This is a genomic window from candidate division WOR-3 bacterium, from assembly GCA_039801905.1.
Taxonomy (GTDB): Bacteria; Hydrothermota; Tepidihabitantia; order Tepidihabitantales; family JBDRVQ01; genus JBDRVQ01.
The window spans coordinates 1-14,802 of the sequence record JBDRVQ010000035.1 but is presented as its reverse complement, the minus strand read 5'-3'; the positions used below and the strand labels follow the sequence as shown (position 1 = coordinate 14,802).

Genomic DNA, 14,802 nt, shown 5'->3' with positions numbered 1-14,802 from the left:
TGTTATCCTTTTCTTGTCCGTCTTCTTTGTGTTGCCAAAGGTCAAAGCGGCCCAAGAGTTCTAATTTCAACTCTTTAATAGTGATAATTGGCATCAGCCAGAAACCTCCTAAGTCATATTTCTTCTTCCTTTCGGTTAAGGAACCACCAGTAGTATCGTGGTGGACTCGGTCGTAACGGTATAAGATATATTCTCCTTCCAAACTGAATATCCCAAAAGCGATTTTGGCGAAAGGAGCAACGGCGAAACGATTCTTATTTATTGTATCCGCAGGAGGCGTTGGTTCATAGTTATAGGCAGAATAGTTCTCCTTTTCGTAAAGAACCGAACCACCAATGGTTAAACCGGTAAGAGGGATAAACCGTAAATCAGCCAGAAGCGCCGGTTTGGTATTCAAATACTTACCGACCTTAGTATAACCTTCTCCGTTATATAAACCCAGGTTATATTGGCCCAAACCCCTGGGTAAAATTCCGGTTAAAGAAATTCCGTAGTCTGCGGAAGCCAGAACCTTATATTTATCGGTATAAGCCTTTTCCACAGTTAGATATTCCCAGTCATAAATTCGGCTGAAATAGGTCTTCTGCAATCCGATATTCAAGTCCAAGTTGGGTATGGGCAGGAAATTAGAAATTTTGAGATAACCATCTTTAATTTTTAACCCTGCCCCTTCGGTAAATTTGTCTGAGGTGTAGATGTCGGTGGTAAAGTGGAGCTTTAAGTTATCATTATACTTATAGTTGAGACGGACATAACCACGGTCAAGAGAGAAAGCGGAAGTTGTCAGAGTCGTTTTGAGCGTATCTGAGGTGTAGAGGTGGGTATAGCGGATCCATTGTGTCATCTGGATCTCGGTCTCCCCGCCAAAAATTAAAACCGAGAGAAAGAACAATAAAGAGATTAATAGATATTTTTTGAGCATAGGCACCTCTTTTTTATTTTTCATACCCAATATCATAAATAAGATTGGTTAAATCCGTATAAAGAAAATGTTAATTTTTGGTTAAAAATTCTCCTCTCTTCTTAAGTATTTGACAAATCAGTTAAAATTGGCTATATTAAACTATTAAAAATGAGAAACTATCCACCATCTAAATCTCTTGGGATAAAAAGGAGATGAAAGGTCTTTTTTTGGGCCGGGTGCCCAATATCTTCCCCAAATTAAGTCAAAAAAATATATCTAAAATAATGAGTAAAGGGAGGAAAGATGAATAATTACGAAAAGATGTGGCAAGATTTAGGACTTGATGTCGCCCTCCATAATGACCTCCTGAAATCAATCGGCCTCTCCTACCAAGAGACGGTTCTTTCACAAAAGGAGAGACCAGAAGGGATGAAATACTTTGACCGGGCCATCCACGAGTCTCACGGTGCAAGGGTAAAAGAACTTCTTGAGGCGAAAAGTGAAGGCAAGAAGATTATTGGTACATTTTGTATCTATGTTCCCGAAGAGATTGCCTTAGCGGTTGATGTTATCCCGGTTGCCCTGTGCGGTGGCACCCAATTTTCTATCCCTTATGCGGAAAAACTCTTTCCCCGAGATATCTGCCCTTTAATTAAATCAACCTTAGGATTAGCCTTTTCCAAAACCTGCCCGTACGCCCCAATCAAGAATATGGCGGTCGGAGAGACAACCTGCGATGGTAAAAAGAAAACTTGGGAGATTCTGTCGGAAAAGGTTAATTTCCATGTGATGGAAGTCCCCCAGAAGAAAGAGGCAATTGACCAGAAACTGTGGCGCCAAGCGGTAGATGAGTTTCGCAAAAAACTGGAAGAACTTTCCGGAAAAAAGTTGACAAGTGCCAAACTAGCCCAGACGATAAAGTTGCTAAATGATAAAAGGAAAGCCTTAATGAAATTGGCGGAATTAAGAAAAGAAGATCCGCCCCCAATTAGTGGTCTTGATGCCTTAGTCGTTATGCAGGTGGCATTGATTGACGACCCAGTTCGCTTCACCACCCATCTCAATCAATTAAATTCCGAATTAGAAGAAAGGGTAAGAAAAGGGATTTCCCCCTTCCCCAAAGGGGTAAAGAGAATAATGGTCTCCGGCTGTCCCGCGGTGATTGGCAACTGGAAGATTCACTATTTAATTGAAAATGCCGGTGCCTGTGTTGTTGCCGATGAAACCTGCACCGGAAGCCGGTATTTTGAGAACCTAATTGACGAAACCAGCGAAGACCTCGCCTCCCAGATTGAAGCCATTGCTGACCGCTATCTGAAAATAAATTGTGCCTGCTTCACCCCGAATCAAGAAAGGATTGAAGGGATAATAGAGAAAACGAAAGGGTTTAAGGTAGATGGTGTTATTCAGTATATCCTCCAATACTGTCACGGTTATAATGTGGAGGCGATTCGGGTGGATGCGGCATTAAAAAAGATAAATGTCCCGAATCTGAAAATAGAGACCGACTACTCCGAAGAAGATATTGGTCCACTCCGAACGAGAATTGAAGCCTTCTTAGAAAGATTGGGCTAAAAAGTGGCAAAGACTGCCGGGATTGATATCGGCTCCCGCACGATAAAGGTTGCTCTCCTTCAAGGCAAAAACCTTCTTCATTATCAAATCTTTGACACTGGTATTGACCCATTAGGAAAAGCAAAGGAAATTCTCCAATCCCTTTCCTTTGACCACATCGTGGCTACTGGTTACGGAAGACATCTTCTCCGGCAGGAACTAAATTGTCCGGTAATTACCGAAATTAAAGCCTATGCCTTAGGCACTAATTTTCTCTTCCCGAACTGCCGGACGGTCATTGATATTGGTGGTCAGGATAGTAAGGTGATCAGAATTGAAGGGGGTAAGGTCTTAGATTTTGTGATGAACGACCGTTGTGCGGCGGGCACGGGAAAGTTCTTAGAGGTGATGGCTCAAACCTTAGGTTATGCCGTTGAAGAATTCTGGCAAGTAGCCTTAAAAGCAAAAAACCCTTTAACCATCAACGCTATGTGTACCGTCTTTGCGGAATCGGAAGTGGTCTCGCTCATCGCCCAGGGCGAAAAAGTAGAGAATATCGCCTTGGGACTTCATCAGGCGGTTGTCAACCGAATCTTTGCTCTGCTGGGGAATATCGGTTTTGAAGAGGAGATTATTTTTGCTGGTGGGGTAGCCAAGAATCTCTGTATCGTTTCCCTCCTCAAAAAGAAATTAGGCAAGGAGATATTGATACCGCAAGAACCTCAAATTGTGGGTGCCATCGGTGCCGCTTTGAGTATCTCTTCAAATAGAGAAGAAGGAATAAACTAAGCCCGGGGTAAAAATACGGTAAAGGTTGAACCCTTTCCCAATTCACTCTTTACTTCAATCTTTCCCTGATGGAGATTTACAATGTGTTTGACAATCGCCAATCCCAGCCCACTCCCCCCAGTCTTGCGGGAACGGGATTTATCCACAACATAAAAACGCTCAAAGATTTTATCCAAATCCTCCGCCGGGATACCGATTCCCGTATCGGAAAATGCCACTTCCGCATAGTCCAAACCTCTGGTCAACTTAATCTCTATTCTCCCCTTATCCGTATAATTTATCGCATTTTCTAAAAGATTAATGAAAGCCAATTCCAAAAAGTAAGGGTCACCTTTTATTATTAAATCTTCTTTTGGCAAAATTAACTTCGCTTTCAACTTTTTCTTTTTAATTTCCAAAGAGAAAAGAGTAAAGATATTTTTCAATATCTTTTTCAAATTGACCTCACTAATATTTAAACCCGGCACTCCTTTCTCTATCTCCTCTATATAGGAGAGAGTCAAAAGATTATTGGCGGTATTGGTGAGTCTTTCGGTATGATTGGCGATCACCGATAAAAATTCTTGGCTTTTCCCCCTAATTTTCATCCGCAAAGTCTCAACCGCTCCCCGAATGGCGGTAAGAGGAGTTTTTATCTCATGGCCAATCGCCGCCACCAATTCTTGCTTCATCTTCTCCCATCGCTTCTTTTCTGTAATCTTATTAAGAACGCAAACTGCCCTTATTCCTTTCTTTTCCGAAGAGAAAATCTTAGCCCGCGCCGAATAGAAATCACCATTCCACTCAAACTCAAAATCTTTCACTTCTCCCTTTTGGTATACTTGATCAAGGAACCTTTCTATGTCTCCCCGTTTTAAGAAGAGAGAAAAGGCGGAACGGGAAAGGAGGGAAGACTCATCAACGCCGCATAATTTATAAAAACCCGCGTTGGCGTAGATGACCGAACGCTTTTCATCAAGGACAAAACAGGGGTCCTCAATGAGAGAAATGAGAAATTGGAAATTCTGCTCTTTTTCCTTCAGTTTCTCAACTATCTCCTCATTCTTTCTCTCTTTCTCCCAGACGATCCGAGCAATCTCCCCAATCTCTTCTTGGGCATTAAGGAACCTCTGCCACTTTTCCTTTTCTCCATGGAGGGCGAAGAGAAATTCCCTTGCTCTCCTTCCGGAAAAGTAAAAAAAGAGAAAAGTGAGGACACCGTTGAGAAAGAGAAAGATAATCAAATAGGGAAAAAGAGAAGGACTTTTGAAGGTAAAAGGACGAGCCACTTCTAACTGGCCAGAGAAATTTCTTAAGGATAAGGGGACGGTTACCGCTCCCCACCGCCTTCGGTCTGGAGGGAATTTCTTCATCTCAAATTTTAGTTCACCAATTGGTTGCGCAATCAGATTAACTTTTAGGTCCTTACTCTGCCATTGATTTATGATACTTTGGAGGAGATCTTCTCGCGCAACCCGGGTCTCCATAATATTTAAGTTATCCCGGATAATTAGAGCCTGAGAGATAATCTCTTCCCGAAAAGTAACTTTTACCCTTTGCTGATTAATAAAATACCAAATAAGAAATAAAAAAAAGAAAAGGAGAGAAGTGGCTAAAGCCAAAAAAAAGAAAGCCTCCTTCCGTGTCATGAGTGAAGACGCAACTTGTAGCCCACACCTCTTACCGCTTCAATCCTCTTCCCTTCTTTATTTAACTTTTTTCGGATATTTCTAATATGAACATCAATTGTCCGATCATTTATCGGCTTATCGTAGCCGTAGGTTTCATTAATTATCTTCTCCCGGGATAAAACCTTCCCCTCATTTTCTAAAAGGAGCCGCAAAATCTTAAATTCCGTACTGGAAAGATTTATCTCTTTTCCTTTCAATTTCACGGTGAAAGATTCCGGCTCTAAGATTATATCGCCACTTTGCCAAATCTTCTCTTCCCGAACTTCCCGATGCCGGCGGAGAAGTACCTTAACCCGAGCGATTAGTTCTCTTAAAGAGAAGGGTTTTGTGATATAATCATCCGCGCCCAATTCCAAACCTAAAATGCGATCCGTCTCCTCTCCTCTACAAGTAAGAATAATTATCGGAATTTGCTTTGTTTCTGACCGATACCTTAATTCTTTTGTTAACTCCAAACCATCAATCCCCGGCAGGATGATATCAATAATAAAAAGGTCGGGCAGTTTCCGATAGAGAAAGGGGAGTAACTCTTCTCCTTTTTCAAACTGATAGACATCATAACCTGCTTCTTGAAGATTAAAGGCGACAACCTTTCTGATATCCTCATCATCCTCCACCACAAAGATTACCCCTTTATTCTCTCTCAAAGCAAATCACTACTTCTCCGCTACTGCCCTCTTACCTGGTTTTTTCCGAACTATTTCCCCCTTATATCTAATTCCTTTACCCAAATAGGCATCCGGTGGTTTAATATCACGAATCTGGGCTGCCACCTGGCCTACGAGTTGCTTATCACAACCCTTAATAATAATTTCGGTAATTTGCGTCTTTGGGTCATCGGGATTAGGAACAGTGGCAGTATCAATCGTGATTCCTGGGGGAGGGATAAAATCTACAGGGTGAGTAAAACCGCAGAAAATTTGGATCCCTTCTTTAGTTTTTTGGACCCGATAGCCCATTCCTCTCAATTCCAGAGTCTTTTGGAAACCTTGGGTCACACCGATAATCATATTATTGAGTAAACTCCGCATCAAGCCGACAAAAGGTTTTGCCTTTTCGGTTTTCCCGGTCACCTGAATCTTCTGGTCTACCAAATCCACCGTCACATTGGGATTAATTTTTAACTTTAGACTTCCTAAGGGACCCGAGACCTCTATCTCTTCATCTATCTTATTCACCTTAACCTTTTCCGGTATCGGAATTGGTTTATATCTCTGTGCCATAACCAATAATAATGGAATATTTGATTCTGTCAAGGGGCTGGTCACTTGGCTATGGCGATAAATCGGAAGAAGATTTTTACTAAAATAAAGGCATTATGGATACAAAATATAAAATCAATTAAAGTTTATGTTAAAAAGAAAAGGCTATTCGCCCAAATTAAGGAGGTAAGTAGTTATAGCAATCTTCCTTTCCCACGGTGAGAGTCGGTCCTTTTTAATTTGCGCTTACGAAAAGCCAATTGAGAATTTTTGCCACTATGTTGTAAACGATGCCTAAAAAATTATCTGATGAGATAACTTTTTAATAAGGGAAAAAATGCTTTAAGTTTTTCATTATCAATAACTTAAAGCCATTTTACTTAAAAGGTAGGGGTCAGTCCCCCCTACGGCCTCCCTGGGGGGTAGAAAGGGGTAATTCTTCCCCTAATCTCTTCCCTAGTCTCTTCCCTCCTCTCTCCCTCCATTCCTCCCCTACTTTCTTCCCTAGTTCTTTTCCTCCTTTCTCCTCTCCCTTTTCTAACACTCCCTTCCCTCCTTCCGCCACCCGTCTTCTACCCACTCCTTTCTCTCGTCGCCTCTTTCCTTCTTCTCCCAATCCCTTTGCGTCAAAAAATTGAAAATAATCGGATGCTATCCCTTTGAGGAAGGGGAAGAGAGGATGTTTGGTGATCCTCCTTCATTTACTCTTTATTAACTTCTTCGTTAAATCTATCTTCTCCGCTCCTAACCGATAAAAGTATATCCCCGCGGATAACTTCTTTCCCTTTTCGTCCCTACCATCCCAGAGAAGATTATAAAATCCCGGCTTCTGCCTCTCATTAACCAAGGTTCGGACGACACACCCTTTAACATCATAAATTAAAAGCCGGACATGGGAAAATTCAGGTAGCGCATATCTGATAATTGTCTTTCCCCGGAAGGGGTTGGGACGATTTTGGTAAAGAGCAAAAAATAAGGGTTTTGTAATCAGGCTGATTTCTTCTTCTCTCTTGCCTACGGGATTGAGGGGAACGATCCCAATCCGGCTCACTTCTTTTCCTTCACCGGTTACCAACACTTCATAAGCGACAGAATTGCCATCAGGAGAGCATACTGGATTTGCCTTTTCCGTAGTCTTCTCCGTAAGGAGGAACTCCTCTCTGGTATGGGCATTTATCTTACAGACCGCCGTTCCATCTTCAAACCATTTAATGCATACGATCCATTGGCCATCGGGTGAGAAGGAAGGGCTCTCATAATAATCATCCCAGGAGGTCAGTACTACCAGACTCTCACCGTCTTCCCTTACCTTACAGATTTGGCTTCCACCGTCTCTATTCACCCTCTCAAAGACTATCCATTGACCATCAGGTGAGAAGCGGGGATTGAAGTGATGAAATTGACCGGTAGTCAATTCTCTCTCTTCCCCATTAGTAAGGGATAGTGATGCGATTTGCCAGTAGCCCCTAATAAATTTCTCATAAACTACCTTATCAGTGGTTGGGGAGGGGTCAGGGGCGAGGCAATTAATATTGGTCGGGGTTAAAGGAATCTCCTCTCCCCCATTTATCGGAATTTTATATATCCGATGACATGGGTTATCCCATTTACAATAAAATACATAACCACCTTTTGCCACCGGGGCACCGCAAAGTCCAGAGGAAAGAGTCGTTACCTCAGTTCCATCTTTTCTCATCTTCACTACTTTATCATCTTTCAAAGCAATTATCCATTCGCCGTCAGAGGAATAGGATGGGCTTTCGTAATTGGACTCACCGGAAGGAATTATTATCTCCTCGCCCCCACTGAGCGGAATTTTACAGATATAAGAGAAATCGGATGTATCTTCCTTATAACAGATAACTGTATCTCCGTCCGGAGAAAACTTTGGCTCGTAGTAGTCAACCCCTTCTTCCACAAAGATTATATCGCCACTGGTTGGTTCCTGTTCTCTTCCCTTATTAAAGATTCTGCCGGAGAATCTCGGCTGGGGATAAATCTTTAGCATATTTATAGCACCTAAACCAATATTCGTTCCACCTAAAAAGGCAAAACCGTAATGGGCTCTCCCGTCCTTCCAGACCGTAAGCGCCGCACCCTTTTTAACCCGCCAGGAGGGATGGGGGAGTCCTGACGTTATCTGATACCAACTATCTTTACCGATCTCATAAAACCACGATTCGCCGTATGGGGAATCTCTTTTATCTCTTAAAAGATATATTCGTCCATCCCTATAAGCCATTTCTCGGACATATTCCTTCTCTGAAGGAGAAGTATTCGGGAGAGGGGAAAGGGATTCAAATTGTCGAGAAGTCGGGTCATAACGGAGGAGACCTCTCGCTCCTCCGGGTATACCCCGAGTAGCCATAATGTAGATATACCCACTGTCGTCACAAACGATTCCCGTCCCTCCTTTTCTTCCAAAGTTTCCTATTTCATAAGGAAATGGTAGTGTTGTGTCCCAGGTATTGCTTGGGATATGGTAGCGACGAAAATACGGTTTTTTACCATTAAGGACATAGATATACTCTCCTTTATCCCAGCAAGCAGTAGGATGCTTCCTTTTTTCCCCTTGGGATGGCAAAGTATCCCAGCGGTTCTGGTTGATATTGTATAGATAGACCGCGGGCTGGGCTCGGATGAAATAGATTAGAGACTCTTTTGCCCAAACTAAAAATCCACAGGTTTTTTTCTTTGGATTCGGAAGGTGGGCAAGGGTATCCCACTGATTACTCCTTGGGAGATACTTATAGAATAGAGTATATTTTTTCCCTCCCCAGAAATAAATGCTATCTGAGTTCTCTTTAATCGCAAAGGATGCTGATATGTGTGTCTTTCCCAAGGGATATTGGTTAATCACCTCCCAACAGGAGTGAGTCACTTCTAAGGTATCTATCAGGGTATCGTTCTCCCTAAAGGAATCACCTTCGCAGTCTGTGAAGATCTTAACCTCTTTTCTTCCGGTATTAAGAACCGAAACCTTCATCTTGATCAGGGTATCGGTAAAGAGAGGGAGTGATTCCAGAATTACTTCTTGGGAACTGTTGCCGATACTTCCGAAGATGCGAATATTTCGTGCCTCCGGAATTCCATAATTCTTAACCCTAAACCAGAGGTTCTGGGAATCGGAGGGCACAATTTTACCAATCGGCCAGACTATCTCCACGGGAAGGATATCCGGGCTGGAAGTAGGGAAAGTGAAGACCTTCACATCATCAATACACCAAGCCCTTATCTTTCTTGGATAGCCGCAATAGACCCAGGCAATCTTCACCCTTGCCTGATTAGAGAGTGAGCAAAGTTCACAAGTGATGGTTTTCTCACTATCAGGAGGAAGCCATAGAGGAGGTTGATCTAACCAATTTCTCCCCCCATCAGTTGAGTATATCACCTTCATTGTGTTCATTGTGTCAGGAAAATAAGGTTCTCTTACAAAGAGGATGGTTCTGAATTGTAATGCCATATATTCGGTTCCGGCCGTAGAGAAGGTTGAACTATAAAGAGTGTCATAGACATAGGGACCAAGGGTATCGTGCCAACTCAGGCAGGCATAATTCGTTAGATTACTACTCCAGGGCCACTCTCCACCCCTCCGGAGATGCCAGCAGGAAGCACCTCTTGACCGATGAGCAGAGCGCCAGCCTGGCGGTGGCCATCTGGGTCCGGATCCGGAGTCAGAGTCGAAATTCTCTTCCTCCCGCGTGGGAAGCCCATCAGGCGAAGTATCCCGTATACTAAAAGTCTCCTTCAGGGTATCATTTCTTGGGTTCTGATCATTATACAACCAGACATAGGCAATTGTAGTAAAAGTTCCGGTATCTTGGGTTGAGAATAAATTTGGGAACTGAATAGTTGTATCCCTACCCCTCCCACAGTGAAGAGAATCAACAAATTGCCAATATACCGTCGTGCTCTCCCCTTTTTTGATAACACACCCACTGAAAAAACGAGATTCATCCCGATTTCCCTTGTTAACTAAACAAACTTTTACCGGCAAGGTTCTTGTCGCTCCCCTTAATTTATAATATATCTTTCCAGGCTTCGGACTTTCAATTGACTTAACCCCTACATCTACATCCCGGATCTTTTCTATCCTTAGGCGATAGGAAGAATTAATTGAATCCCTTTCCATTGTATCAACCCTTGTTATGACCACCCCAATAGTTTCTACATCGGTGATATCTAAAATAGTATCAAACTCCATAACTCTTCTCTCACCGGGGAGAGAGAGGATAAACTTTTTGGAGTATTGGGGAAGAGAGTCAAATTTTTGGAAGTGGACCTTCACTGTGGCATTTAAGGGGTTTTCCGGAATGATTTTAAGATAATCAATCCCAAAGGAATTACGGATTTCATCCTCAATCGAAATAGTGTCGGAGAGAGTAAACTCACGGCAGTATGGTTCAATATAGACATTATTTGGGTCAAAATCTTTCAAATAGCAAGCGGTGGCAAAAGAGGCAATACTTTGGGCAAAGGAATAAAAGGCACCGCCACCAGAAGAGAGGGCAGTATCCATTGCCCGGGCGCCATCTCTAATCGGGTCATTACCAACATTCGCTGTTGCCCGATAGGCATCCCTAATTATCGCCAACCTTTCCCTTACGCTATCTTGGCAATACTTCTCAAAGAGAAACCGCCAGTAGAGACAGAAATTATAACTTTGTTGCTTTAGCGAAGCATTCAATAATAAGTCCAGATATTTATTTGCATCCCGGAGATAAAGACGCTCCTCCTTAGGGGAAGACGATTGTGTAAATTCTTCATTCTGATTATATACAGATTGAATAAATCTTGCTTGTCCTTCAATGAGCCACCGCCATTCTTCCCAATTAGGAAGTAATCTTATCCTTGTGGTAAGTGTACACTGCACAGCATGGTAAAACTCATGGACGACCGCACTTTTTATTATACTCTGTTCAGTAGAATATTGAGGAAAAACACTATCTATTGCTGAGGTGATACTTATCTTCTGATGCCCATTTTCCATCCACTGCATTGTTCCTGAATTAAATCGGTCCACTAATCCGTGATAGTAAACCGGCCACATAGTGAGATAGGGAGTAATGAAAAACTGGTGGTTGTGATTTATATCATTTGGCGGTGGAAAATCCCAGGAAGTGACTAATGAATCATATGCCTCCTTTGCCTCCTCTTTTACCATATTAACGAAAGTAGGCGCGTGGTTTTGACCTTGGGGATGGTCTACAAAAAACTGGTCACAGAAATAGACCGTAAGGGTATCATTATTTGGAAATCTATCCGTTATCACCTTCTCAAGGGTGAGGGATTTGTCTTCCAAAGGATTGGTTCGTCTGCGAAAAGTGTCTCCGGATGGTATATTGCCGGCACAAACAAGGCTTATTCCAGTTTGGATGGAAGAGCCGGGCATCCAATCATAATTTCCCAGGCTATCTCCACTTATGATTATAGGACCAAGAATAGCATTAGGGCCGTAAGTATAAGGGTCTTTCGGTTTCACTCTTATATAAATGGTTTCGTTCGGATTGAAGCCATAGAGCCTAAATTGCACCCAGTAATTAGTGGGATGACCGTCACGATAAGTGATGAGATAATAGAAACTATCTTGTTCTACTGTTGCATTACCAACCTCAGTAGCAATCTCAATCTTAGGGTTTTGGTCTAATTCTCCCTTTGGTGTTCTCCCCTCCGCTTTCTTAATTTGATAAGAGTGAACAGGCTTATTATTGATGAATACTCTTGCTATCCCAAGTTGTCCAATTTTTACCCACACTCCTCTTTTAGGAGTTGTCCGTGCCTGGGAAAATTTCCAGGTTTGAATTTCGTTATTGATTCTACATTTTATCTCTGCATCCATCTCAATTTCCCAGTAATCGTCATACTCCTTTATCCTCTTCCCTTCCAGAAAGGTGATTTGAGGGAAAGAGAGGAGTTCATCTTTTAGTGAAGGTCTCGGTCTTCTCCTTGCCGCCTGCCCCCATTCTAAATTCCCAAAGACCGGCTCACTCCCAACCGCTAATATCACAAACGCCTTCGCCAACTCAATTATGTTCCTCTCGGTAACCTCTAAACCACTCTCTAAAAGTAAATGATTAAAACCAGAAGGCATATCATATCTCTTACCCATACCCACCGCCATTAAGTAAGGAAAAGGGGGCAAGGTGCCAGTAAGACCTTTATAGAAATGAAAACCTGGAAAGAGATTTTTTAAGAGAGGTATCCCCTCTACTTCGGTGAATGGGAAAAGTTCAACCATAGAAAGGGTATCCCCTTTCTCAAATACCTCCGCCTTAAACATATCCGGCACCATCTCAGGAAACTTTTCAAGTATTTGCCTTATCTCACTTGCAGAGAGGAGACGCATCTGGGCACTAACTTGCTCTACCTTCGGTCTTCCCCCTCCAGCCAATAATAGGGAGAAGAAGAATAGCCCAAAAAGGGCAAGCGCAACCGCTCTGTTCTTGCTAAGCATATTTACCTCCTGTAAGGTTATATTTTTCATAACTAATAATCCATCTCAAAAATTCCTTAGTCAATAATAATTTAGAGTAATAATTTGCCTTAACATCTTCTCTTATTGGAATGTCTTTGACATTTGCCGTTGACCGAAAAGCATCCCTCATTATCTCTAACTTACTCCTTATACTCCCTTCCTTATACTTCTCAAAGAGAAACCGCCAGTAGAGACAGAAATTATAACTTTGTTGCTTTAGCGAAGCATTCAATAATAAGTCCAGATATTTATTTGCATCCCGGAGATAAAGACGCTCCTCCTCAGGGGAAGACGATTGTGTAAATTCTTCATTCTGATTATATACAGATTGAATAAATCTTGCTTGTCCTTCAATGAGCCACCGCCATTCTTCCCAATTAGGAAGTAATCTTATCCTTGTGGTAAGTGTACACTGCACAGCATGGTAAAACTCATGGACGACCGCACTTTTTATTATACTCTGTTCAGTAGAATATTGAGGAAAAACACTATCTATTGCTGAGGTGATACTTATCTTCTGATGCCCATTTTCCATCCACTGCATTGTTCCTGAATTAAATCGGTCCACTAATCCGTGATAGTAAACCGGCCACATAGTGAGATAGGGAGTAATGAAAAACTGGTGGTTGTGATTTATATCATTTGGCGGTGGAAAATCCCAGGAAGTGACTAATGAATCATATGCCTCCTTTGCCTCCTCTTTTACCATATTAACGAAAGTAGGCGCGTGGTTTTGACCTTGGGGATGGTCTACAAAAAACTGGTCACAGAAATAGACCGTAAGGGTATCATTATTTGGAAATCTATCCGTTATCACCTTCTCAAGGGTGAGGGATTTGTCTTCCAAAGGATTGGTTCGTCTGCGAAAAGTGTCTCCGGATGGTATATTGCCGGCACAAACAAGGCTTATTCCAGTTTGGATGGAAGAGCCGGGCATCCAATCATAATTTCCCAGGCTATCTCCACTTATGATTATAGGACCAAGAATAGCATTAGGGCCGTAAGTATAAGGGTCTTTCGGTTTCACTCTTATATAAATGGTTTCGTTCGGATTGAAGCCATAGAGCCTAAATTGCACCCAGTAATTAGTGGGATGACCGTCACGATAAGTGATGAGATAATAGAAACTATCTTGTTCTACTGTTGCATTACCAACCTCAGTAGCAATCTCAATCTTAGGGTTTTGGTCTAATTCTCCCTTTGGTGTTCTCCCCTCCGCTTTCTTAATTTGATAAGAGTGAACAGGCTTATTATTGATGAATACTCTTGCTATCCCAAGTTGTCCAATTTTTACCCACACTCCTCTTTTAGGAGTTGTCCGTGCCTGGGAAAATTTCCAGGTTTGAATTTCGTTATTGATTCTACATTTTATCTCTGCATCCATCTCAATTTCCCAGTAATCGTCATACTCCTTTATCCTCCTCCCTTCCAGGAAGGTGATTTTAGGGAAACCCCTTGTATATCCCTCCCTTTCTACTGTTTCAAATAATTTGGGAATCGGCACATCATTAAATCTTAACTCAGCCGAGGCTATCACCACAAACGCCTTCGCTAATTCTATTATGTTCTTCTCATTCACCTCTAACCCATTGTCAAGAAGAAGGCGATTAAACCCTTCTGGTAAACTGTAAAAATTTCCCTTAAACTCTCCCTTGAAATGAGAAAATGGGGGATGCGCTATCCCACTGAAAAGATAATAGAACTTCACCTGAGGGAAGACTTTTGCCAAAAGCGGGTGGGTTTCAAATCTATACCACAAGCGAGGGGACTCTTCTCCTGATGGCACCTTCTTTACCGATTGGAGATATGCACTGTCAATTATCCTCATCTCCTCGGGAGTCAGTTCCGTTATTTTTGTGGCGGGATATATCTCCGGTGGCTTTCTCCCTCCTGCCATTACCATGGAAACGGCAAAGAGGATGATTAACCAAACCAATCCCACTTTTTTATGATTGCTGAGCATAAACCCTCCCTTTGCCCTGTCTTTTCTTCTCTCCCTAAAACACCATCCATTAAAACCTCAATTACATTATAATATACCACCTTCTGAAATTGTTCTCAATAATGGCTTAAAACTTACTATCTCTTTAATTAATGATTTGTTAAAATCTTTCAAATAGCAAGCGGTGGCAAAAGAGGCAATACTTTGGGCAAAGGAATAAAAGGCACCGCCACCAGAAGAGAGGGCAGTATCCATTGCCCGGGCGC

9 protein-coding genes are annotated in these 14,802 nt (G+C 42.2%); 2 read left to right on the top strand and 7 right to left on the bottom strand.

The annotated features are described in order from the left end of the window. Positions 1-844, bottom strand: an 844-nt coding sequence (locus tag ABIL00_06880) for a hypothetical protein (protein MEO0110480.1), incomplete at its 3' end; no start/stop codon positions are given. Between the two features lie 363 nt (positions 845-1,207). On the opposite strand from ABIL00_06880, the gene ABIL00_06875 reads away from it, so the two are divergent. Continuing rightward, entirely contained in the window at positions 1,208-2,479 is a 1,272-nt protein-coding gene (locus tag ABIL00_06875; protein ID MEO0110479.1) for a double-cubane-cluster-containing anaerobic reductase, read from the top strand. Between the two features lie 3 nt (positions 2,480-2,482). Beyond that, positions 2,483-3,247, top strand: a complete 765-nt coding sequence (locus ABIL00_06870) for an acyl-CoA dehydratase activase (GenBank protein MEO0110478.1) — start codon at positions 2,483-2,485, stop codon at positions 3,245-3,247. Here ABIL00_06870 and ABIL00_06865 read toward each other — a convergent pair. The 6 genes from ABIL00_06865 to ABIL00_06840 form a co-directional block, all read right to left on the bottom strand. After that, entirely contained in the window at positions 3,244-4,875 is a 1,632-nt protein-coding gene (locus ABIL00_06865; GenBank protein MEO0110477.1) for an ATP-binding protein, read from the bottom strand. The two genes, ABIL00_06870 and ABIL00_06865, sit on opposite strands and share 4 nt — an antisense overlap. After that, positions 4,872-5,564 (bottom strand): response regulator, encoded by a 693-nt coding sequence (locus tag ABIL00_06860; GenBank protein MEO0110476.1) that lies wholly within the window; start codon positions 5,562-5,564, stop codon positions 4,872-4,874. Before ABIL00_06860 ends, ABIL00_06865 begins: the two co-directional genes overlap by 4 nt. Positions 5,565-5,573: 9 nt before the next feature. Next, positions 5,574-6,140: a 50S ribosomal protein L6 gene (gene rplF / locus ABIL00_06855; protein ID MEO0110475.1), complete on the bottom strand. Its 567-nt coding sequence runs from the start codon at positions 6,138-6,140 to the stop codon at positions 5,574-5,576. Between the two features lie 373 nt (positions 6,141-6,513). Further along, complete coding sequence (locus tag ABIL00_06850) at positions 6,514-6,699, bottom strand: hypothetical protein (GenBank protein ID MEO0110474.1); 186 nt, start codon at positions 6,697-6,699, stop codon at positions 6,514-6,516. 117 nt (positions 6,700-6,816) lie between these two features. Further along, a complete protein-coding gene (locus ABIL00_06845; GenBank protein MEO0110473.1) occupies positions 6,817-12,573 on the bottom strand; it encodes a FlgD immunoglobulin-like domain containing protein in 5,757 nt (1,918 codons plus the stop codon). Further along, positions 12,566-14,557: a hypothetical protein gene (locus ABIL00_06840; GenBank protein MEO0110472.1), complete on the bottom strand. Its 1,992-nt coding sequence runs from the start codon at positions 14,555-14,557 to the stop codon at positions 12,566-12,568. Before ABIL00_06840 ends, ABIL00_06845 begins: the two co-directional genes overlap by 8 nt. Positions 14,558-14,802 lie beyond the last annotated feature (245 nt).

What these genes read in the sequence shown, in the direction of transcription:
- ABIL00_06875 (MEO0110479.1), top strand. Translation starts at nt 1,208, where the DNA reads ATGAATAATTACGAAAAGATGTGGCAAGATTTAGGACTTGATGTCGCC.
- ABIL00_06865 (MEO0110477.1), bottom strand. Translation starts at nt 4,875, where the DNA reads ATGACACGGAAGGAGGCTTTCTTTTTTTTGGCTTTAGCCACTTCTCTC.
- rplF (MEO0110475.1), bottom strand. Translation starts at nt 6,140, where the DNA reads ATGGCACAGAGATATAAACCAATTCCGATACCGGAAAAGGTTAAGGTG.
- ABIL00_06845 (MEO0110473.1), bottom strand. Translation starts at nt 12,573, where the DNA reads ATGCTTAGCAAGAACAGAGCGGTTGCGCTTGCCCTTTTTGGGCTATTC.
- ABIL00_06840 (MEO0110472.1), bottom strand. Translation starts at nt 14,557, where the DNA reads ATGCTCAGCAATCATAAAAAAGTGGGATTGGTTTGGTTAATCATCCTC.